This is a genomic window from Pseudaestuariivita atlantica (genome assembly GCF_001205715.1).
Lineage (GTDB): Bacteria > Pseudomonadota > Alphaproteobacteria > Rhodobacterales > Rhodobacteraceae > Pseudaestuariivita > Pseudaestuariivita atlantica.
The window spans coordinates 206,013-225,737 of sequence record NZ_AQQZ01000005.1 but is presented as its reverse complement, the minus strand read 5'-3'; the positions used below and the strand labels follow the sequence as shown (position 1 = coordinate 225,737).

The window sequence follows — 19,725 nt, the reverse complement described above, 5'->3', positions numbered from 1 at the left end:
ATGGTGCAAAACCACCGCATCCTGAAGGAAAGTCCGTCGCAGACGGCGGGCCCCTACGTGCATATCGGCTGCACGCCCAACGCCGCGGGCATCGGCAAGCCGTGGGCCGAAGACCTGGGCGCGACCATGATCACCGGCGCCGCAGAAGGGTCGCGGATCCGGATCGTCGGGAACGTGATCGACGGCACAGACGGGATCGTGCGCGACGCCATGGTCGAGATTTTCCAAGCCGACGCGCAGGGCCGCCTGAAATCCGCCGACGAGGCCGCCGATCCGCACTTCACCGGCTGGGGGCGATGCGCCTGTGACCTCAAGACCGGTGTGTATTCCTTCGACACGGTCAAGCCCGGACGCCTGCCATGGGTGGATGGCAAGCTGCAGGCCCCGCACGTCACCGTCTGGGTCGTGGCGCGGGGGATCAACATCGGCCTGCACACCCGCCTGTATTTCCCCGACGAAGAGGCCGCCAACGCCGAGGACCCGGTGCTGAAGCGGATCGAACACGCGCACCGCATCCCGACCCTGATCGCGCGGGCCGAGGGCGAGGGCACCTACAGGTTCGACATCCGCCTGCAGGGCGGGGATGAAACCGTCTTTTTCGACATGTGAGGCCGCGGCATGACCCAACCGTGCATCATCTGCGTCGCGATCACCGGATCGGTGCCGCAGAAATCCGACAACCCCGCAGTCCCGATCACCGTGCCGGAACAGGTTGAATCGACCCATGCCGCCTATGAGGCAGGGGCCGCAATCGCCCATTGCCACGTCCGCAACGACGATGGGTCCACGACCTCGGACCCCGAGAAATTCGCGCGGCTGAAGGAAGGAATCGAAGCGCATTGCCCGGGCATGATCGTCCAGCTGTCGACCGGCGGGCGGTCCGGCGCGGGCAAGGCGCGCGGCGGGATGCTGCCCTTGCGGCCCGACATGGCCTCGCTGTCGGTGGGGTCGAACAACTTCCCCACCCGCGTCTACGAAAACCCGCCCGATCTTGTCGACTGGCTGGCCTCGGAAATGCTGAGATATGACGTGAAGCCCGAGATCGAGGCGTTCGACCTAAGCCACATCCTGCGCGCGCGCCAGATGGCCGATGCGGGCCAGCTTGCGGGCACGCCTTACGTGCAATTCGTGATGGGCGTGAAGAACGCCATGCCCGCCGACCGGGAGGTGTTTGACTTCTATGTCAAAACGGTGCACCGCCTGTTCGGGACAGACGCGCCGTGGTGCGCGGCGGGGATCGGGCGGCACCAGATCGAGCTGAACGACTGGGCCATCGCGGCGGGTGGCCACGCCCGCACCGGGCTGGAAGACAACGTCAGGCTGGATCGCGAGCGGCTCGCACCGTCCAACGCCGCGCTGGTCGAGCGCACGGTCGAGATTTGCCAGAAGTACGACCGGCCCGTGGCCAGTTGTGCCGAGGCCCGCAGGATTTTGGGATTGAGGAAGGTGGCGTCATGAAAAAGGTGTATGGCAGCGCGCAAGAGGCCCTCGACGGGCTGTTGTTCGACGGGATGTTCATCGCGGCAGGCGGGTTCGGCCTGTGCGGCATCCCCGAACTGAGCCTCGAAGCGATCAAGCAGGCCGGAACGAAGGACCTGACATTCGCGTCGAACAACGCGGGCGTCGATGATTTCGGCATCGGCATCCTGTTGCAGACGCGGCAGGTGAAGAAGATGATCTCGTCCTACGTGGGCGAAAATGCCGAGTTCATGCGGCAATACCTGTCGGGTGAGCTTGAGCTGGAATTCAACCCGCAGGGCACGCTGGCCGAACGCATGCGCGCGGGCGGTTGCGGCATCCCCGGTTTCTACACCAAGACCGGCGTCGGCACCGTCATCGCCGAGGGCAAGGACCACAAGGAGTTCGACGGCGAGACCTATATCATGGAGCGCGGCATCGTCGCCGACCTCGCCATCGTGAAGGCGTGGAAGGCCGACACGACCGGCAACGCGATCTTCCGCAAGACCGCCCGCAACTTCAATCCGCCCGCCGCGATGTGCGGCAAGGTCTGCGTGATGGAAGTCGAGGAAATCGTCGAACCCGGCGAACTGGATGGCGACCATATCCACCTGCCCGGCATCTACGTGCACCGCATCGTGCAGGGCAAACACGAGAAACGGATCGAACAGCGCACGACCCGACCGGCGGCCTGACCTTCTGGCAGATGGCGAACCCGTACGAGTCCCTTCCGGATGACGCGTTCTGGCGAACGGGGGTGGCGGCGCGCGACCCGCTGGACCCTGGCAACCTCTATCAGCCCAAGTTCGCGATAGAGCCGAAAAAGCGGATCGCCACGGCGGGATCGTGTTTCGCGCAGCATGTCGGGCGGGCCCTGAAATCGGCGGACGTCAAGATGCTGGATGTCGAGCCGGCCCCACGGGTCGCCGACCCGGCCATCGCCGCTCGGTTTGGCTATGGTCTGTTCTCGGCCCGGTACGGCAACATCTACACCGCGCGGCAGCTTCTGCAGCTGGCGCAGGAGGCATATGGCGAATTCACACCCGCGAACGCGATCTGGGAACGGGACGGACGGTATTTCGACGCGCTGCGGCCCGGTGTCGAACCGGAGGGGCTCGGCTCCCCGGAAGAAGTCATGGCGCACCGGGCCAAGCACCTCGAAGCGGTGAGGCTGCTCTTCAAGCGATGCGATGTCTTCGTCTTCACCTTCGGACTGACCGAGACGTGGTGCCACGAGGAAAGCGGCACCGTCTATCCCATGGCGCCGGGCGTGATCGCGGGGGACTGGAACCCTGACGAGACCGTGTTCCGGAACCTGACCTATGAAGACGTGATGCGGGATTTCTGCGCGTTTCGCCGCCTTCTCGATTCCGTCCGTCCGCGCCGCTATGTCGTGACCGTGTCTCCCGTACCGCTGACGGCCACGGCCTCGGGCAAGCATGTCGAGGTCGCCACGACGCATTCCAAGGCCATCCTGCGCGCGGTCTGCGGGCAGTTGGCCGAACGGTTCAGGAACGTCGACTACTTCCCGTCCTACGAAATCATCACCTCGATCAATGCGCGGGGCGCCTACTACGCGGAAAACGCAAGATCCGTGACCACGCGCGGGGTCGAGACGGCGATGACCCTCTTTCTGAACGCCCATGGTCTGGCACCGGTCGCGCCCGCGTCCGGCACCGACCTGTCCGAAGACGAGAAACTCGAGCGCGCATTCGAGGAGGCGGATGACCTCTTTTGCGACGAGGCATTGCTGGAGAAATTCCGGTGATGGGCCCCTCATTCCAAATTCTCGGAACGTCGCACGCCGGAAGCTGGAAGGATTTCGTCGAAGGGGATGACTGGCCCGGTGAGGACTACGCGCGGTTCAGCTTCTTTTCTCTCTCGGGCAAGTATTTCGGCGACCTGACCTATGACATCGAGACCGGAAGGTTCGGAACTTTCGAGGAGGATCCGCCGGCGATCGTCGTCGAGAAACTTCTGGAAAATAACGAAAGCCTCAATGTCCCGGTCGACCCTGACGTGCCTGTCGTCTTCCTTGGTGTCCATGACGGGCGCGAAAAGGCGCTGGAATGCCTGCTGTTCCACAGGCTTCACGGGGGCAAGGAGCCCGGAGACGATGTTGCCCTGATATCCGAACCGTTCTTTCGCACGGTGGCGCGTGACATAGTGTTCGCGACGCTGTCAGACCATGTGAAGAATTTTCGTGACGGTCAGAATACCATCGTCATCCCGAAACCACGCAGGCTCACGCGGCACTTCCACTCGAAGCCGAAATTCGCCGGGTTGCTTGACGCTGACGAGGCCCTTGCAGAAGCCAACGCCATCATCGATGAGATCATCAAGGAATGGGCGCGCGGCGAAGGGGTCGAACTGATCATGCAGCCGAAAGAGACGATTGACCCGAACGGCATGACGAAAGAGGAATACCGCAAGGAACCGACGCACAAACTCAACGCGGCGGGCGAATTGTTCGAAGACACGGCGCATATGAACGTGGAGTTCGCAAAGCTGATGATCGAAGAACTGCTCGCGCATACGGGATCAAGAGGAAAGGACGCTTAATGCCCTGGGATCGCAACCAGATGGCCGCACGGGCGGCGGAAGAGCTTGAAGACGGCATGTACGTGAACCTCGGCATCGGGATTCCGACGCTGGTGGCGAACTATGTTGGCGACAAGGACATCACCCTGCAATCGGAAAACGGGATGCTGGGCATGGGCCCCTTCCCGGTCGAGGGAGAGGAAGACCCCGACCTGATCAATGCCGGCAAGCAGACGATCACCGAACTGCCCCGAACGGCGTATTTCGACAGCGCCACGTCCTTCGGCATGATCCGGGGCGGCAAGATCGCTGCGGCGATCCTTGGCGCGATGGAAGTGGCCGAAAACGGGGACCTCGCGAACTGGATGATCCCCGGCAAGCTGGTGAAGGGCATGGGCGGTGCGATGGACCTTGTTGCAGGCGTGGGCCGGGTCGTCGTGGTCATGGACCACCAGAACAAGCACGGCCAGTCCAAGGTCCTGAAGGAATGCACGCTGCCCCTGACAGGTGCGGGCGTCGTCGACCGGATCATCACCAACCTCGGCGTGCTGGACGTGGTCGAGGGCGGGTTGAAGATCGTCGAGACCGCCGAAGGCGTGACCGAGGACGAGTTGCGCGCGGCGACCGAGGCGACCATCGTCTGACGGCACACCGCCCGGACACTTGCAAGGCGGCCCCGCGGGGCCGCTTTTTCGTTTGTGCGGCGTCCCTTGCAGGGACATGGCAGACCGGTCACACTCGCCCCCATGGAAGAAGAGAACGCAACGCAGGTTCAGACCGCGCCGCAACCCGAGGCCGCCGTCCCACCGGAAGCCATGTGGGACCAGATCCTCGCGCTGTGGGTCGGGGTCGAGAATTTCGTGCTCAGCCTCGCGCAACCCGGTTGGCGTCTTTACCAGGTGTTGATCATCCTCGGGATCGCGCTGGTCGCATGGGGCCTGCACCGGGTGTCATCCACCGCGATGAATTCATGGGTGCGGGCGCGCGAAGGCTGGACGCCATGGCAGTTGCGCGGCCTTGTTCAGGTGCGACGGCGGCTGGGGCTTATCTGGTTCTCGCTGATGTCATGGACGCTTTTTGCGGTCATGCAGCAGGTCACGTGGCCGTCGCGGTCCTACCTGATCGGACTTGCGGCAACGCTTGCGACGGCGTGGATCGCCATCGCGCTTGCCTCTGCGCTCGTGCGCAACCGCTTCCTGCGGCGATTGGTGAAGTGGGTGCTGTGGATCTACGTCACGCTGTTCTACCTTGGCATATCCGGGCAGATCGCCGCGTTCCTCGACGGGCTCGCCCTGTCGATCGGTTCGTTCCACCTGTCGGTGCTCGACGTCCTGCTCGCGATTGCGGTGATCGGCGTGCTGTTCACCGGTGCGCGGATCCTCAGCGGCGCGGCTTCGGCCTCGATCAAGAAGAACGAGGACATATCGCCGTCGATGCAGGTGCTGGCGGTCAAGGTCCTGCAACTGATCCTCTATACCGGCGCGTTCTTCATCGGGTTGCGGGCCATCGGCATCGACCTGACCGGCCTTGCCGTCCTGTCCGGCGCCATCGGCGTGGGCCTTGGTTTCGGCTTGCAGAAAGTCGTGTCGAACCTCGTGTCGGGCGTCATCATCCTGCTCGACAAGTCGATCAAGCCGGGCGACGTGATCTCTTTGGGCGATACGTTCGGCTGGATCCAGACGCTTGGCGCCCGCTATGCCAGCGTGGTGACGCGGGACGGCAAGGAGTACCTGATCCCGAACGAGGACCTGATCACGGGGCAGGTGGTCAACTGGTCCCATTCGAACGACTTCGTGCGGCTCGACATCTATTTCGGCACCTCCTACGGCGACGATCCCCACAAGGTCCGCGCGCTGGCGATCGAGGCGGCGAAATCGGTCGAACGGGTGCTGACATACCGCGCGCCCGTCTGCCACATCGTCGGCTTCGGCGACAGTTCGGTCGACTACATCCTGCGCTTCTGGATTCGCGATCCCACCGCCGGTCTGACGAATATTCGCGGCAACGTCTACCTGGCCCTGTGGGACGCGTTCCAGGCCAACGGCATTTCGATCCCGTTCCCGCAGCGGGAGGTCCGGATGCTGAACGAAAGGGACGCCGCGGCGCTGGGCGACTGACGGCGGCCATTCGCCCGCCAATGCGGGTTTCCCTGTTTTTCCTGTGGCCGCGCCGCGATTCGCTGTATGCTGGTAAACAGTTGAATTATTTGGGACAATTGCCATGAGATTGCCGGTATTGTTGACGGTATGGAGCGGTATCCTCGCCCTTGCGGGGTGCAACGTGCTGGATAACGGCACGCTCGCGCAGATCGACGCGGTCGGTGGACCGCTGAACGCTGACCCTTCCAGGATCGAGATCCTCGTGGACTTGCCGCCCGGCCTGGGTATCCCAGAGGGCGCTGCCGTGATGAACGTGTCCGCCGTGCGCAACGACATCGGCGCGCGGAATGATGCCTCCTACGTGCTGGAACAGGGCACGCGCGACGACGGGTTGCGCCGGTTCCGCGTGGCGCCGGGCGATATCGACCGGCTGCGCGCGCAACAATCGCTTCTGCGCGAATGGGAGACCGAGGCACCGGACCGGACCGAGGGATCGCTGACCGTGGACGTGACCGGCTGCGCCATCGGGGCAGGGCCGCAACCCACGGCATCGCTGTCGATCTTCGCCGTAGTGCTGCCGAACCCGACGCCACGCCCGCTGTTGCGGGGTGTGCCCGTCAGCCAGATCATGGACGCCACCGATCAGCGCGAATTGCCCGCCTGCTGAGCGGCCCTGCGCTGCCTGACGATCCTCGGCGGGATGTCGCAGGTCCCAATATTGAGATTTCGCAATGGCGATGTTACGATGATGTCACACCCGGCGCCGGGTTCGAGGCGCATGACATAGGAGGACCCTGGTTCTGTCTTTGACCGTTGATGCGGCTTCGGCCGCGGAACGCACGCAGGCCGACACGGCCCGCGATACCGCCACCGAAAGCGATGCCCTTCTGGCGCGCATTCTGGCCTCTCTTGACGAAAACAAGGCCGAGGACATCGTGCAGATCGATCTGCGCGGGAAATCGTCCATGGGCGATTACATGGTGATCTGCTCGGGCCGGTCGTCGCGGCAGGTCGCGTCGATCGCCGAAAAGCTGGTGGCCGATATCAAGGCCGACCTTGGCCGGTCGGCCAAGCTGGAAGGCAAGGATACCGGCGACTGGGTGCTGATCGACACGGGCGACGTGATCGTCCACGTCTTCCGCCCCGAGGTGCGCGAATTCTACCAGCTTGAAAAGATGTGGCTGTCCCCGGCGGAACAGGCCGCGCTGCCGGCCACGCAGACGGCCGCAAGCTAGGTTGCGCGTTCACATCTGCGCGGTGGGCCGTATCAGGAACGGCCCCGAAGCCGCGTTGATCGACGATTACCGCACGCGGTTCGACCGGACGGGGCGTGCCCTGTCGCTCGGGCCGCTGGCGCTTCACGAAATCGATGACCGCAAGGGCGGGTGGGAGGCGGAGGCCTCCGGCCTCGAACGCGCCGTGCCCAAGGGTGCGGTGACGGTGGCGCTGGACGAACGCGGTGACAGGCTCACCTCCCCCGAACTGGCCGACAGGATCGCACGGTGGCGCGACGAGGGGGCGGGCGATCTGGCCTTCCTGATCGGTGGCGCGGACGGGCTCGCCCCGCATCTGCGGCGCGGAACGGGGGGCGCGCTGTCGCTCGGCCGCATGGTCTGGCCGCACAAGCTGGCGCGGGTGATGCTGTGCGAGCAGTTGTACCGCGCCGCCTCGATCCTCGGGGGCCTTCCCTACCACCGCGACTGAGCCGCCTTGCCGCGCAAGCCCGCCACGTGCTTATCCTGCGACATGGAATTCACCGACACGTTGCCCGAAGACCTTCTGCCCCTGACGGAGGCGGAATCGCGCGTCGTCGCGGAAGCGTCGAAAGGCAGCCGCATCACGCTTGGTGACGGATCGTTGCCAATCGAAGACGCTGAAGACGTCACGGTCCGCGCCGCTTTTCTGCGCGCCCTTCTTACCGCGCCAGTGTCAACACTTGGCAGCAAGGGACTGCGGTTGCGGGGCGCGTGGGTGACCGGTGTGCTGGACTTGCAGGGCGCGGATTTCGACCACGACATCTCGATTTCCGCCTGCCATCTCGCCGAATCCGTCGAACTGGTGAACGCGCGGGTGCGGGGCCTTTATATCTCCGGGTCACGGCTGGCCGGACTGCATTGCGACGGAGCGCACCTTGATGGAGCGCTGTTCCTGCGTGGCGGAACCGCGATCGCGGGGGAGATCAGCCTCGCAGGCGCGCGGGTGGGGGGCGATGTGCAGCTTTGCGATCTGACGATCACCGCTCCGGGGCAGGACGCGGTATTCGCGCAGGGAGTTCAGGTCGATGGATCGCTGTACCTCGGGAACTATCCCTATAGCGAGGAGGTGACCTCGCTCACCTGCGACGGGGCGCTGTTCCTGTCGTCGGCGCAGGTGTCGGGCGACGTGTTCATCACCAATTGCGCGGTCACGCCCATGGAAGGCGCGGCCAGTGCCGTCTTTGCCGAAACCGAAGAACACGGGCCCGGCATTGCCGTGTCCCTTGCCCGCGCCCGCGTTGCGGGGCTGCTGTATTTCGCCGACAACCAGATCACACGCGGATTGCTCAACCTTGCCGGGGCGACTGTGGCGCGGCTGCGCGACGAACCGGCAGCACCGGGCGCGACCTACCCGATCCGGCTGGACGGGTTTCGGTACGAAGACTTCAGCCGCCACACCAGCACCGACGTGGGCGACCGGCTGGCATGGCTGGCCCGCCATCCCGAAGGTCTGCCCTTTGTCGCGCAGCCCTACGAACAACTGGCGAGCGTCCTGCGCCGACTGGGCCATCGCAGCGACGCGCGCATGGTCCTGAAGGAGAAGGAACACCTCCTGCGCCGCGATGCGCGCGCGATCGCGGTGGCACGGGGTGGATACGGGTTGCGCTGGGCGGGCATGGCCGTGGGCGACGCGATGATGCGCTATGGCGTGGGTTACGGGTACCGTCCGGGCCGCGTCGTGATCTGGGCGCTGGCGCTGATCCTCGCCCTAGGCGTGTTCTTCGATACCGTCTGGCGAGCCGGCGACATGGCGCCAAACGCCGCGCCGGTGCTGGTGTCCCGTGGCTGGCAGGAGGCTGTCGCAACCCATCCCGACAACCCGGCGGAGCATTGGTCATCCCCCGGACAACCCGGCCAGGACTGGGAGACGTTCAACGCCTATGCCTATGCCGCCGACCTTGTCGTGCCGCTTGTATCCTTCGGGCAGGAGGCCGCGTGGGCCCCGACAACGGCCAATCCTGACAGCCTGTGGGGGCGGACGGGATGGTGGCTGCGCTGGTTTGCCAAGGTGGTGGGCTGGATCGTGACCGCGCTGGGCGCAGCCGCGATCACCGGCGCGGTCCGGTCGGACTGATCACGCGCCGTAGGGCACCCAGACGGTTTTCACATCCGTCGCGGCTTCGAGATAGGCGCGCACGGGGATGTCGCCCACGGGCCGCGGATCGATCCACGTCCGCTTGAGGTTGCCCGCCGCGCCTTCCTCGATCCGTTTCGCCAGGCCGGGGTCCGAGAAGGACCAGACCGCGTCGACATCCAGATGGTCCGCCAGTGTCCCGGCCATGTCGCCATGCGCGCCGGTCAGGATGTTTACGACACCGCCCGGCACGTCCGACGTGTCGAGCACCTGGTAGAAATCCGTCGCGGCGAGCGGGAAAGGATCGGACGCCGCCAGCACGCAGGTCGATCCCATCGCGATCGCCCCCGCCATCGGCGCGACCAGCCCCAGCAGCGGTGCGGCATCCTCGCACAAGACGCCGATCACGCCGGTCGGTTCACGCAAGGCCAGCGCCAGACCCCGGATCGGCACGTCCCGCGCCTCGCCACTGAACTTGTCGGCCCATGCGGCGGCAGAGAAGAGGGTGCTGATCGAGGCTTCGACCTCGGCCTTGCCGCCGCGCTTGCCGGTCAGTCCGTCGATGCGGTGTGCGAATTCGTCCGCGCGGGCGGACAGGTTCTCGGCCACGTAGTAGAGGATCTGCGCCCGCAGGTGCCCGGTGGACTTGGCCCAGCCGGACGCCTTGTGCGCGGCCTCGACCGCGTTGCGCACGTCCTTGCGGTTGGCGAGGCCGACCTCTCCCAGCATCTTGCCCTGTTTCGACCAGACCCGCCGGGAATAGCCGCCGTCGGGCCGCGCCTGCTTGCCTCCGACATACATCTTGGCGGTCCGGTCGATCCCGTCGCCCCCGGCTTTGCCCGCCTTGTGCGGCGCGACCTGCGCGCGAGTCTTGGGTTTGGCGGCGTCGCGGGTATAGGCCATCAGCCCTTCCCACCCGCCTTCGCGCCCGAACCCGCTTTCACGCACCCCGCCAAAGGGCGCGGCGGCGTCGAACATGTTGGTCCCGTTGACCCAGACCACCCCTGCGGCCAGCCGCGGCGCGATGTCGAGCGCGGTGTTGATGTTCTCCGACCAGACCGATGCCGCGAGGCCGTAGCGGGTGTTGTTGGCGACCTGCACCGCCTCGTACGGGGTGCGGAAGGTGGTGGCGCAGAGCACCGGGCCGAATATCTCGTCCTGCATCAGCGGCGCGGCGGGCGAGAGGCCGGTGATGAGGGTGGGGGGATAGAAACAGCCCTCGGGCATGTCGCAGGCGGCAACATAGGTCTCGCCCTCGGTATTGCCGTCCACCATGTCGCGGATCGTCTGCAACTGCACCGGATCGACGATGGCGCCCACGTCGATGCATTTGTCCAAGGGATCACCCACGCGCAGCCCATCCATGCGGCGCTTGAGGCGGCTGTAGAAGTCGTCGGCCACGCCCTCCTGCACCAGCAGGCGCGACCCGGCGCAGCAGACCTGTCCCTGGTTAAACCAGATCGCGTCCACCAGCCCTTCGACGGCGGAATCCAGATCGGCATCCTCGAACACGATGTACGGCGACTTGCCGCCCAGCTCCAACGTCAGCGCTTTGCCCTGTCCCGCCGTGGCGCGGCGGATGATGCGGCCCACCTCGGTCGACCCGGTGAAGGCGACCTTGTCGATGCCGTCGTGTTCCGTGATCAGCGCGCCCGTGTCGCCGTGGCCGGTGACGATGTTCACCACGCCTCTCGGCACGCCCGCCTGTGCGCAGAGATCGGCAAAGCACAGCGCCGTGATCGAGGTATACTCGGCGGGCTTCAGCACCACCGTGTTGCCCATCGCCAGCGCGGGCGCGACCTTCCACGCCAGCATCAACAGCGGGAAGTTCCACGGGATCACCTGCCCGCACACACCCAAAGGTGCCCGGCCCGGCAACTCCTCTTCCATCAACTGCGCCATCCCGGCGTGATAGTAGAAATGCCGCGCCACCAGCGGCACGTCGATGTCGCGGCTTTCGCGGATGGGTTTGCCATTGTCCAGCGTCTCCAGCACCGCGAACAGGCGGCTGTGTTTCTGGATGCCCCGTGCCAGCGCGTACAGCACCTTGGCCCGCCCGTGCCCGCCCAGCTTCTCCCAGCGTGGCTGCGCCTTGCAGGCGGCGGCGACGGCGGCGTCCACATCGGCGGCGGTGCCCTTGGTCAGTGTCGCCAGCACCTCGTCATTCGCCGGGTTGCGGCTTTCGAAATCGTCGCGCGGGTCGGTGAAGGCACCGTCGATGAAATGCCCGAACCGGCTGCCCTGATCGACCAGCCACGCCAACGCGTCGCCCGCGCTTTCGGGGGCGGGGCCGTAGTCCATGCTGTCGAAGATCTCGGAAACGCTCATCTGTTCTGTCTTTCCCAAATGCCCGATGCGTCAGCCGATGGCATGACGGTGATTGGCCGAGTACGCCCCCGTGACGTGATGTTCGAGCTGCCGTTCGATGTCTCCCAGAAGCGAGGACGCGCCAAAGCGGAAGAGGTCGGGCCGCAGCCAGCGATTGCCCAATTCGTCCTTCATCAGGGCGAGGTACAAAAGCGCATCCTTCGCCTTCGATATCCCGCCCGCGGGCTTGTAGCCGACGCGGTGCCCGGTACCGTCGTGGAACTCGCGGATCGCGCGGATCATGGTCAGGGAGACGGGCAGGGTGGCGTTGACGCTTTCCTTGCCGGTGGACGTCTTGATGAAATCCGCCCCCGCCATCATGCAGACGAGCGAGGCCCGCGCGACATTGCGCAGCGTTCCCAGCTCTCCAGTGGCGAGGATGGCCTTCACATGGGCGGGTCCGCAGGCGGCGCGGAAGGCCTGCATTTCGTCATACAGCGCCTGCCAGTTGCCCATCAGGACGTGCCGACGGGAGATCACGATGTCGATCTCGGACGCGCCTGCCTTCACGCTTTCTTCGATCTCGGCCACACGCAAGTGAAACGGCGACAGTCCCGCGGGAAACCCGGTGGAGACGGCGGCGACGGGGATGCCCGAGCCCTCCAGCGCCTCCACCGCCGTGCCGATCATGTCGTGATAGACGCAAACCGCGCCGGTGGTGAGTCCGGTAAGACCCAACGCCTCCAGTATGTCGGCGCGGACGGGTTGGCGGGCCTTGGCACACAGCCGCCGCACCCGGCCGGGCGTGTCGTCCCCCGCCAGCGTCGTCAGGTCGATGCACGAGATCGCACGCGCCAGCCATGCCGCCTGGTAGTCCTTCTTGATCGAGCGTCGACCGCCCAGCGTCGCCGCCCGCCGTTCGATGGCCGAGCGGTTCGCGGTGGCGCGCATCACCCAGTCAAGGTCGAGCGCCATGCCGGGGTTTCGCACCTCTACCGTCTGCGGCAGGGTCGACGTTTCGGATGTGGTGGTCTGCATATGCGTGCCGTCCAATTTTTACCAAACGGTAAAATAAAATCAGGCCCGTGTCACCAGTGACGCCACGGATCGCGGCCTTTGGAAACTATGCCTGAATTGCATGGGGTCGCAATGGGCGGAAGCTGGCCTTTCTGTTGCGAATGGCTCGCAACTCTTGACGTTTTGCGAATGCCTCGCATATTCATTCCAAGGAAGGCTTGCGAGGCACCATGCTGATCACCCGCCGTCATGCTTTATCGTTGACCCTTGGCGCTGCCGCACTGGCGCGCCCGGTGGTCGCGTGGGCAAATGCGCCGCTGTCCGTCGTGGCGACGACGGGCATGATCGCCGACACCGCGCGTCGGATCGGGGGTGACCTTGTCGAGGTGCGCGCGCTGATGGGGCCGGGCGTTGACCCGCACGCCTATCGCCAGACCCGCAGCGACATTGCCGCCATGACGCGGGCAGACCTCGTGCTGTGGAACGGGCTCTACCTTGAAGCGCAGCTTGAAGAATTCATGCACACCCTGTCGCGCCGCATGCGGGTGGAGGCGCTGGCCGAAGCGCTGCCGACCCACCTTCTGCGCGCGCACCAGGATTATGCGGACCGCTATGACCCCCACGTCTGGATGGTGCCCGCGCTGTGGCGGTTGGTGGCCGAAGAACTGGCGCGCGTCCTGCGAGATATCCGTCCCGACGCGGCGGACCGGATCGACGCCAACCTCGCGGCTTACATCGCCGAGCTCGAATCCGTTGGTGCCTATGCGGCGGACGTGCTGGGGCAGGTCCCTCCCGAAGCGCGTGTGCTGCTGACGGCCCATGACGCGTTTGGTTATTTCGGCGACGCTTACGGGTACGAGGTGATCGGCGTGCAGGGCATCTCCACCGAATCCGAGGCCGGATTGCACCGCATCACCGAACTGGTGGACCTGCTGGTCGAGCGGCGCGTTGGCGCGGTGTTCGTCGAGACCTCGGTCAGCGACCGCAACATGCGCGCCCTGATCGAAGGTGCGGCGGCCCGTGGTCATACCGTGCGGATCGGGGGCGAGCTGTTCTCGGACGCGATGGGGATCGACGGAACGTATGAAGGCACGCTGATCGGGATGCTCGATCACAATGCAACGGTTATCGCACGGGCGCTTGGCGCCGACGTGCCGGCAGGCGGCATGTCCGGCCGGCTTGGGCTGAAAAGCGCCCGTTTGGGAGGAAACGGATGACGGTTACGCTGGCAAGTTCGGATGGCACGGCGCTGGCTTCCGCGCCCGATGCCGGCGCGGCCCTGACCGTGCGCGGCATGACGGTGTCCTATGGCGAGACGCCGGTGATCTTCTCGATCGACATGGATGTCCTGCCGGGCAGCATGACCGCGATTGTCGGGCCGAACGGCGCGGGCAAGTCCACGCTCCTCAAGGCCGTTCTGGGCATCGTGAAACCGCTGTCGGGCACGGTACGGGTTTTTGACCGTCCCCTGCGCGAGGCGCTGCCGCGCGTGGCCTACGTTCCGCAGCGCGCCAGCGTCGACTGGGATTTCCCGACCCGCGTGATCGACGTGGTGATGATGGGCCTCGGGCGGGAGCTTGGCCTGCTGGGACGTGTCCGGGCGCATCACCGCGCGCGGGCGATGGATTGCCTTGAACGCGTCGGCATGACGGAATTCGCCGCCCGGCAGATCGGGCAATTGTCCGGCGGCCAGCAGCAGCGCGTGTTCCTCGCGCGGGCGCTGGCGCAGGGGGCCGACCTGTACCTGCTGGACGAACCGTTTGCCGGTGTCGATGCCGCGACCGAGGCAGCGATCATCGCGGTCCTGAAGGAACTGCGCGCGGCCGGGAAGACGGTGGTGGCGGTGCATCACGACCTGTCGACCGTGCCGGATTACTTTTCGGACGTTTTCCTCATCAACCGGACGCGCATCGCGCAGGGTCCGGTCGAGGACGTCTTCACGCCCGAAATGCTCGACCGGACCTATGGCGGTCGTCTTGCGACCGCGCAGCTGGGTGGCCTGACCCGCGATGCTGTTTGACGCACTCACCCTGCAACTTGGCTACAACGTCACGCTGGTGATGCTGGGCGCGGCGGCGCTGGGCATGGCCGCCGGTGGAGCGGGCACTTACCTGTTCCTGCGCAAGCGCGCGCTTGTGTCCGACGCTGTCAGCCACGCGACGCTGCCCGGTGTGGGCGTCGCCTTCCTTGTCATGGTCCTGCTGGGCGGGGACGGGCGCTGGCTGCCCGGCCTGCTTGCGGGATCGGCGCTGACGGCGGGGATCGGGCTTTTGTGCGTCGCGGCGCTGACCCGGCGTACCCGGCTGACCGAGGACGCCGCCATCGGCGCGGTCCTGTCGGTGTTCTTCGGGCTTGGGATCGTCCTCCTGACAATCGTGCAGACCCTGCCGCTGGGACGGCAGGCCGGGCTGGAAAGCTTCCTGCTTGGATCGACGGCCGGGATGCTGCGATCCGACGCCTTGCTGATCGCGGCGGGCGGGGTCGTCACGTTACTGGCCGTGGCAACCCTGCACCGGCCCTTCACGGCGGTGGCCTTCGATCCGGGATTTGCGCAGGCGACAGGGCAGAACATTGCCCGGATCGACCTGACCCTGATGATGCTTGTCATGGCGGTCACGGTCGTCGGCTTGAAGGTCGTGGGCCTGATCCTGATCGTGGCCTTGCTGATCATCCCGCCGGTCGCCGCGCGGTTCTGGACCGACAAGGCGGAAACCCTCGCCCTGATCGCCGCCGCGCTGGGCGGGCTTTCGGGATATGTAGGTGCGGGTCTGTCCGCCACGGCACCGGGGCTGCCGACCGGGCCGATCATCGTACTTGTCGCCTTCGCGCTTTTCGCCCTGTCCTTCCTTGCCGCGCCGGGGCGTGGTGTCGTCGCGCTGGCCCTGCGGCACAGGCATTTCCAGCACGCGGTTCACCTGCGGCAGGGCCTGCTGGCCATCGCCTCCGAACAGCCGATCTACGAGGCGCTGACGATGCGCATCCTCCGGCGCGAGGGGCTGGTGCGCGCCGATGGTGTCCCGACCGATGCGGGCCGAGGCCGGGCCGCCAAGGCGCTGAGGGACGAAACCCGCTGGCAGGTCGCACGCGGGACCGAGCATCTGTCAGGCCTCGCCGCGCGCCACGACGGGTTGACCGAGATCGAGACGGTCCTCACCGCCGACCAGATCGCCGAGATCGACGCCCGCATCGCAACCCCGGTGGAGGTGGGCTGATGGGTGCGGATTTCGTGGCATTGTCGATTGTCCCGCTGGTCATCGGCGTGCTGGCCGCCGTCGCCTGCGCGCTGCCGGGCAACTTCCTTGTCCTTCGCCGCCAGGCGCTGATTGGCGATGCGATCAGCCACGTTGTGTTGCCGGGCATCGTCGTCGGCTTCCTTGTCGCGGGTGTTGCCGGAACGTGGCCGATGCTGATCGGCGCGACCGCCGCCGCCCTTGTCGCGGTGCTGATGATCGAAGGCATCCAGCGGCTTGGCCGGGTCGAACCGGGTGCGGCGATGGGGGTCACCTTCACCACGCTCTTCGCGGCGGGCGTGTTGCTGCTGGAACAGTCGGATACCTCGAGCGTGCACCTCGACGTCGAACATGCGCTTTACGGCAATCTCGAAAGCCTGATCTGGATCGACGCGACCGGATGGGGATCGCTGGTTGACCTGCAGGCGCTTGCCGGGCTGCCGCCGGAACTGACGCGGATATCGGTCGCGGCGCTTGGCGTCGTCGCGTTTGTCTGGTTCGCGTGGCGCCCGCTTGCCGTGTCGACCTTTGACGAGGGGTTTGCGCGCTCGATGGGGCTGCCCGTCCGCGCCATCGGTATCGCGTTGGTGGTCGTGTCCGCGCTGGCGGCGGTGGCCGCCTTCGACGCTGTGGGCTCGATCATCGTGATCGCGATGTTCATCTGCCCGCCAGCCGCCGCGCGGCTGGTCACCAACAGGCTTGTGGCGCAAGTTGCATGGAGCGTCGGATTTGCCGTCCTGTCGGCCGTCGCAGGCTATGTGCTGGCGGGGTATGGCCCGATCTGGCTGGGCTTTGGCAATTCCGTCAGCGCCGCCGGGATGATCGCGACGGTGTCCGGCCTGATCCTTGCGGTCTGTGCCATCGCGGGCCCCGCGCGGCACGCCACGACCTGAACGCTGAGGTCCCGGTCAGACCAGACCCGCCTTGCGGAACAGGGCGTACAGATCGGCCTCGGGCCGTGGCCCGATATGGGAGATGACCTCACCGGCAGCGATGCATCCCATGCGACCACAGGTTTCCATGTCGTGTCCGGTGGTCAGGCCATAAAGGAAACCGGCAGCGAACTGGTCACCGGCGCCCGTGGAATCGACCGGTACGACCGACACGACCGGCACGTCGGTCCGTTCCCCGCCCGCCTGTATGGCGACGCCATCGCCGGAACGGGTGCACACGACAAGACCACATTCCTCCGAGGCGGCCGCCAGCACCGTGTCCAGATCATCCGTCTGGTAGAGCGATTTCAGCTCGTCCTCGTTGCAGATCACGTAATCCATCGGGCCCGAGATCAGGGCGCGGAAATCGGCGCGGTGGCGGTCGACGCAGAAGGGGTCGGACAGGGAGATGCCGGCGCGTGCGCCCGCGGCGCGGGCCAGGTCGGCGGCCTTGAAAAACGCCTCTTTGCCCGGATCCTTGTCGAACAGGTAGCCTTCGAGGAACAGGACATCGCAGTCGCCCGCCACGTCCGGGTCCACGTCGGCGGGGCTCACGTCCTGGCTGATCCCGAGATAGGTGTTCATCGACCGCTCCCCGTCCGGCGAGACGAAGATCATCGAACGTGATGTCGGCAGGGCGGCGTCGGTCACGGGCGGGTTGGGGAAATCGGTGCCTTCCGATTGCGTGACCTCGGCGTATCGCCGCCCGATCGCGTCGTCGGCCACCCGCCCGATGAACGCCGTCTTGACCCCCAGCGTACCTAGCCCGGCCAGCGTGTTCGCAACCGATCCGCCCGGCGTTTCCGTGCGGTCCTGCATCGCGGCATAGAGCACGCCCGCGCGGTCGCGTTCGACCAGTTGCATGATCCCCTTCTCGATCCCCATGTGATCGAGGAAGGTATCGTCGGCATGCGAGATCACGTCGGAAACGGCGTTGCCGATGCCCACAACCTGGTACTTGCTCATCTAGGTCTTGTCCTCGAATTGGCAGAGATCGCGGATCAGGCAGGCCCCGCATTTCGGTTTGCGCGCAACGCAGACGTAGCGCCCGTGCAGGATCATCCAGTGATGCGCGTGTTGCTGGAACTCGGTGGGCACGTGATCCTCGATCGCGCGCTCGACGGCATCGACATCCTTGCCGGGGGCGATGCCCGACCGGTTGCCAAGCCGGAAGATATGGGTGTCGACGGCTTGCGCGGGGTGGTGCCACCACATGTTCAGAACCACGTTGGCCGTCTTGCGGCCTACGCCGGGCAGGCCATAGAGCGCAGCGCGGCTGTTCGGCACCTCGCCGCCATACTGCTCGACCAGGATGCGCGACAGCTTCATCACGTTCTTGGCCTTGTTGCGATAAAGCCCGATCGTCTTGATATGTTCGATCAGCTTTTCCTCGCCGAGGTCGAGCATCTTTTGCGGCGTGTCGGCGATCTTGAACAGCTCGCGCGTCGCCTTGTTCACGCCCGCATCGGTGGCCTGCGCCGAAAGCGCCACCGCGACGACAAGCGTGTAGGCATTGGTATGGGACAACTCGCCCTTCGGTTCGGCCTCGGCCTCGCGAAAGCGGGTAAAGATCTCGCGGATCGTGTGGAAATCGAGTTGCTTGGCCATCGCGGGAGGTGATGCCCGGTTTTGATTGAGTGGGCAAGCGAAACGCGAGCCGCGTGGCGACGGGCCGCGGTGCGGCGATCCAACGGTCATGCTGTGTGCATTTATGCCTGCCAAGTCCGGACGCCGCTTGAGCGATGCGCCGACCTAACGGTATCGCCGTGCCGTGGGGCGGCCCGGCGATGCGCGGCGGCCTGCGGCCTTGATTCCGCGCGGGTCCTTTGACCCAACCATTTCGCGCAGGAAACGGGTCGCGTCACCACGCCCGAACGCCTAGGTTTCAAGCCCAAGGAGACCCTGCCATGACCGACATGACCCAATCCTACCATTACGGCGTGATCGGGCGCGCGATCCGCGCGATCGACGACGCCGAAACCCCCCTGTCTCTCGACGAACTCGCGGCGCGCTGCGGGATGAGCACGGCGCATTTCCAGCGCGTTTTCAGCTCGTGGGCGGGCGTCAGCCCGAAACGGTTCCAGCAATACCTGATGCTGGGCCATGCCAAGGCGCTGTTGCGCGACCGGTTCACGACGCTTGAGACCGCCGACAGCGTCGGCCTGTCAGGGCAGTCCCGCCTGCACGACATGTTCCTGCGGTGGGAAGCCATGTCTCCAGGCGAATACGCGCGCGGTGGCGAGGGGCTGACCATCTTCTGGGGCTGGTTCGAAAGCCCCTTCGGCCCGGCGCTGGTCATGGGCACCGAAAAGGGCCTCTGCGGCATCGGCTTCGCCGAGGAGGCGGGGACCGACGCGGCCATGGCCGACCTCGTGAACCGCTGGCCCAACGCGAGCTATGTCGAGGATACCTCGCGCCTGCGCCCATGGGTTCTGTCGGCCTTCGGGGTCGAAAACCCCGGCGAACCGGTGCCCCTGTTCCTGATCGGCGCCCCGTTCCAGATCAAGGTGTGGGAGGCGCTGTTGCGTGTGCCCTCGGGTATGGTCACCACCTATTCCGAGATCGCCCAGTCCATCGGAACGCCCCGCGCCGTCCGCGCGGTTGGCACGGCGGTGGGCCGCAACCCGATCAGCTGGCTGATCCCGTGCCACCGGGCTTTGCGCAAATCGGGCGGTCTGGGTGGTTACCACTGGGGGCTGGAGCGCAAGCGCATGATGCTGGCGCGAGAGGCCCTGCAAAGCGATCCCGCCCTTCGGCAAGGAGCCGCCTAGGGGGAATAAATGTCGCACCTGTCCCTTGATTTGCGGAAAA

The 19,725-nt window shown here is 65.8% G+C and carries 20 protein-coding genes; 16 read left to right on the top strand and 4 right to left on the bottom strand.

The annotated features are described in order from the left end of the window. The 11 genes from pcaG to ATO11_RS13060 all read left to right on the top strand — a co-directional run bounded on the left by pcaG (position 1) and on the right by ATO11_RS13060 (position 9,428). Positions 1-609 (top strand): protocatechuate 3,4-dioxygenase subunit alpha, encoded by a 609-nt coding sequence (pcaG, locus tag ATO11_RS13110; protein ID WP_050531341.1) that lies wholly within the window; start codon positions 1-3, stop codon positions 607-609. Positions 610-618: 9 nt separating this feature from the next. Continuing rightward, on the top strand, positions 619-1,458 hold the full coding sequence (locus ATO11_RS13105) for a 3-oxoadipate:acetyl-CoA acetyltransferase (RefSeq protein WP_050531340.1): 840 nt from the start codon (positions 619-621) through the stop codon (positions 1,456-1,458). Then, positions 1,455-2,153 (top strand): CoA transferase subunit A, encoded by a 699-nt coding sequence (locus tag ATO11_RS13100; protein ID WP_050531339.1) that lies wholly within the window; start codon positions 1,455-1,457, stop codon positions 2,151-2,153. The genes ATO11_RS13105 and ATO11_RS13100 overlap by 4 nt, the downstream gene beginning before the upstream one ends. 11 nt (positions 2,154-2,164) lie before the next feature. Beyond that, the gene (locus tag ATO11_RS13095; protein WP_050531338.1) at positions 2,165-3,226 is read left to right on the top strand and encodes a GSCFA domain-containing protein; all 1,062 of its coding nucleotides are present in this window, start codon (positions 2,165-2,167) and stop codon (positions 3,224-3,226) included. Then, positions 3,226-4,020 carry a hypothetical protein gene (locus ATO11_RS13090; RefSeq protein ID WP_050531337.1) on the top strand — a complete coding sequence of 265 codons (795 nt, stop codon included), beginning with the start codon at positions 3,226-3,228 and terminating at the stop codon, positions 4,018-4,020. The genes ATO11_RS13095 and ATO11_RS13090 overlap by 1 nt, the downstream gene beginning before the upstream one ends. After that, complete coding sequence (locus ATO11_RS13085; protein ID WP_050531336.1) at positions 4,020-4,643, top strand: 3-oxoacid CoA-transferase subunit B; 624 nt, start codon at positions 4,020-4,022, stop codon at positions 4,641-4,643. The genes ATO11_RS13090 and ATO11_RS13085 overlap by 1 nt, the downstream gene beginning before the upstream one ends. A 171-nt stretch (positions 4,644-4,814) precedes the next feature. Further along, positions 4,815-6,116 carry a mechanosensitive ion channel family protein gene (locus ATO11_RS13080; RefSeq protein WP_050531413.1) on the top strand — a complete coding sequence of 434 codons (1,302 nt, stop codon included), beginning with the start codon at positions 4,815-4,817 and terminating at the stop codon, positions 6,114-6,116. A gap of 121 nt (positions 6,117-6,237) precedes the next feature. Further along, positions 6,238-6,765: a hypothetical protein gene (locus tag ATO11_RS13075; RefSeq protein ID WP_050531335.1), complete on the top strand. Its 528-nt coding sequence runs from the start codon at positions 6,238-6,240 to the stop codon at positions 6,763-6,765. A gap of 139 nt (positions 6,766-6,904) precedes the next feature. Then, positions 6,905-7,333 (top strand): ribosome silencing factor, encoded by a 429-nt coding sequence (rsfS, locus tag ATO11_RS13070; RefSeq protein ID WP_082176298.1) that lies wholly within the window; start codon positions 6,905-6,907, stop codon positions 7,331-7,333. 1 nt (position 7,334) lies between these two features. Continuing rightward, positions 7,335-7,802, top strand: coding sequence for a 23S rRNA (pseudouridine(1915)-N(3))-methyltransferase RlmH (gene rlmH, locus ATO11_RS13065; RefSeq protein ID WP_050531334.1), 468 nt, complete (start codon positions 7,335-7,337; stop codon positions 7,800-7,802). A gap of 42 nt (positions 7,803-7,844) precedes the next feature. Continuing rightward, a complete protein-coding gene (locus tag ATO11_RS13060; RefSeq protein ID WP_050531333.1) occupies positions 7,845-9,428 on the top strand; it encodes a hypothetical protein in 1,584 nt (527 codons plus the stop codon). Here ATO11_RS13060 and ATO11_RS13055 read toward each other — a convergent pair whose 3' ends face one another. Beyond that, on the bottom strand, positions 9,429-11,756 hold the full coding sequence (locus ATO11_RS13055) for an aldehyde dehydrogenase family protein (protein ID WP_050531332.1): 2,328 nt from the start codon (positions 11,754-11,756) through the stop codon (positions 9,429-9,431). Positions 11,757-11,786: 30 nt separating this feature from the next. Then, the gene (deoC, locus tag ATO11_RS13050) at positions 11,787-12,773 is read right to left on the bottom strand and encodes a deoxyribose-phosphate aldolase (protein ID WP_050531331.1); all 987 of its coding nucleotides are present in this window, start codon (positions 12,771-12,773) and stop codon (positions 11,787-11,789) included. 209 nt (positions 12,774-12,982) lie between these two features. Between deoC and ATO11_RS13045 the strand changes: the two genes are divergently transcribed. From ATO11_RS13045 to ATO11_RS13030, 4 genes are read left to right on the top strand one after another with little or no spacing between them, the layout of a single operon-like run. After that, positions 12,983-13,969: a metal ABC transporter solute-binding protein, Zn/Mn family gene (locus ATO11_RS13045; RefSeq protein WP_050531330.1), complete on the top strand. Its 987-nt coding sequence runs from the start codon at positions 12,983-12,985 to the stop codon at positions 13,967-13,969. Beyond that, a complete protein-coding gene (locus tag ATO11_RS13040) occupies positions 13,966-14,772 on the top strand; it encodes a metal ABC transporter ATP-binding protein (protein WP_050531329.1) in 807 nt (268 codons plus the stop codon). Before ATO11_RS13045 ends, ATO11_RS13040 begins: the two co-directional genes overlap by 4 nt. Then, positions 14,762-15,964: a metal ABC transporter permease gene (locus tag ATO11_RS13035; protein WP_050531328.1), complete on the top strand. Its 1,203-nt coding sequence runs from the start codon at positions 14,762-14,764 to the stop codon at positions 15,962-15,964. The genes ATO11_RS13040 and ATO11_RS13035 overlap by 11 nt, the downstream gene beginning before the upstream one ends. Next, positions 15,964-16,875: a metal ABC transporter permease gene (locus tag ATO11_RS13030; RefSeq protein ID WP_082176297.1), complete on the top strand. Its 912-nt coding sequence runs from the start codon at positions 15,964-15,966 to the stop codon at positions 16,873-16,875. Before ATO11_RS13035 ends, ATO11_RS13030 begins: the two co-directional genes overlap by 1 nt. Positions 16,876-16,890: 15 nt before the next feature. Here the strand turns inward: ATO11_RS13030 and ATO11_RS13025 are convergent, their stop codons facing one another. Next, on the bottom strand, positions 16,891-17,880 hold the full coding sequence (locus ATO11_RS13025; protein ID WP_050531327.1) for an adenosine kinase: 990 nt from the start codon (positions 17,878-17,880) through the stop codon (positions 16,891-16,893). Further along, the gene (gene nth / locus ATO11_RS13020; RefSeq protein ID WP_050531326.1) at positions 17,881-18,522 is read right to left on the bottom strand and encodes an endonuclease III; all 642 of its coding nucleotides are present in this window, start codon (positions 18,520-18,522) and stop codon (positions 17,881-17,883) included. It abuts the gene before it with no gap. Positions 18,523-18,821: 299 nt separating this feature from the next. Here nth and ATO11_RS13015 point away from each other — a divergent pair, with 299 nt between their 5' ends. Further along, positions 18,822-19,685 carry a bifunctional helix-turn-helix domain-containing protein/methylated-DNA--[protein]-cysteine S-methyltransferase gene (locus ATO11_RS13015; RefSeq protein WP_050531325.1) on the top strand — a complete coding sequence of 288 codons (864 nt, stop codon included), beginning with the start codon at positions 18,822-18,824 and terminating at the stop codon, positions 19,683-19,685. Positions 19,686-19,725 lie beyond the last annotated feature (40 nt).

Bases quoted from the DNA above. Each gene is read 5' to 3' on its own strand.
- ATO11_RS13105 (WP_050531340.1), top strand. From the start codon at position 619: ATGACCCAACCGTGCATCATCTGCGTCGCGATCACCGGATCGGTGCCG.
- nth (WP_050531326.1), bottom strand. From the start codon at position 18,522: ATGGCCAAGCAACTCGATTTCCACACGATCCGCGAGATCTTTACCCGC.
- ATO11_RS13085 (WP_050531336.1), top strand. From the start codon at position 4,020: ATGCCCTGGGATCGCAACCAGATGGCCGCACGGGCGGCGGAAGAGCTT.
- ATO11_RS13040 (WP_050531329.1), top strand. From the start codon at position 13,966: ATGACGGTTACGCTGGCAAGTTCGGATGGCACGGCGCTGGCTTCCGCG.
- ATO11_RS13035 (WP_050531328.1), top strand. From the start codon at position 14,762: ATGCTGTTTGACGCACTCACCCTGCAACTTGGCTACAACGTCACGCTG.
- pcaG (WP_050531341.1), top strand. From the start codon at position 1: ATGGTGCAAAACCACCGCATCCTGAAGGAAAGTCCGTCGCAGACGGCG.
- ATO11_RS13095 (WP_050531338.1), top strand. From the start codon at position 2,165: ATGGCGAACCCGTACGAGTCCCTTCCGGATGACGCGTTCTGGCGAACG.
- deoC (WP_050531331.1), bottom strand. From the start codon at position 12,773: ATGCAGACCACCACATCCGAAACGTCGACCCTGCCGCAGACGGTAGAG.
- ATO11_RS13060 (WP_050531333.1), top strand. From the start codon at position 7,845: ATGGAATTCACCGACACGTTGCCCGAAGACCTTCTGCCCCTGACGGAG.
- ATO11_RS13100 (WP_050531339.1), top strand. From the start codon at position 1,455: ATGAAAAAGGTGTATGGCAGCGCGCAAGAGGCCCTCGACGGGCTGTTG.
- ATO11_RS13025 (WP_050531327.1), bottom strand. From the start codon at position 17,880: ATGAGCAAGTACCAGGTTGTGGGCATCGGCAACGCCGTTTCCGACGTG.
- ATO11_RS13030 (WP_082176297.1), top strand. From the start codon at position 15,964: ATGGGTGCGGATTTCGTGGCATTGTCGATTGTCCCGCTGGTCATCGGC.
- ATO11_RS13015 (WP_050531325.1), top strand. From the start codon at position 18,822: ATGACCGACATGACCCAATCCTACCATTACGGCGTGATCGGGCGCGCG.
- ATO11_RS13055 (WP_050531332.1), bottom strand. From the start codon at position 11,756: ATGAGCGTTTCCGAGATCTTCGACAGCATGGACTACGGCCCCGCCCCC.
- ATO11_RS13080 (WP_050531413.1), top strand. From the start codon at position 4,815: ATGTGGGACCAGATCCTCGCGCTGTGGGTCGGGGTCGAGAATTTCGTG.
- ATO11_RS13090 (WP_050531337.1), top strand. From the start codon at position 3,226: ATGGGCCCCTCATTCCAAATTCTCGGAACGTCGCACGCCGGAAGCTGG.
- ATO11_RS13045 (WP_050531330.1), top strand. From the start codon at position 12,983: ATGCTGATCACCCGCCGTCATGCTTTATCGTTGACCCTTGGCGCTGCC.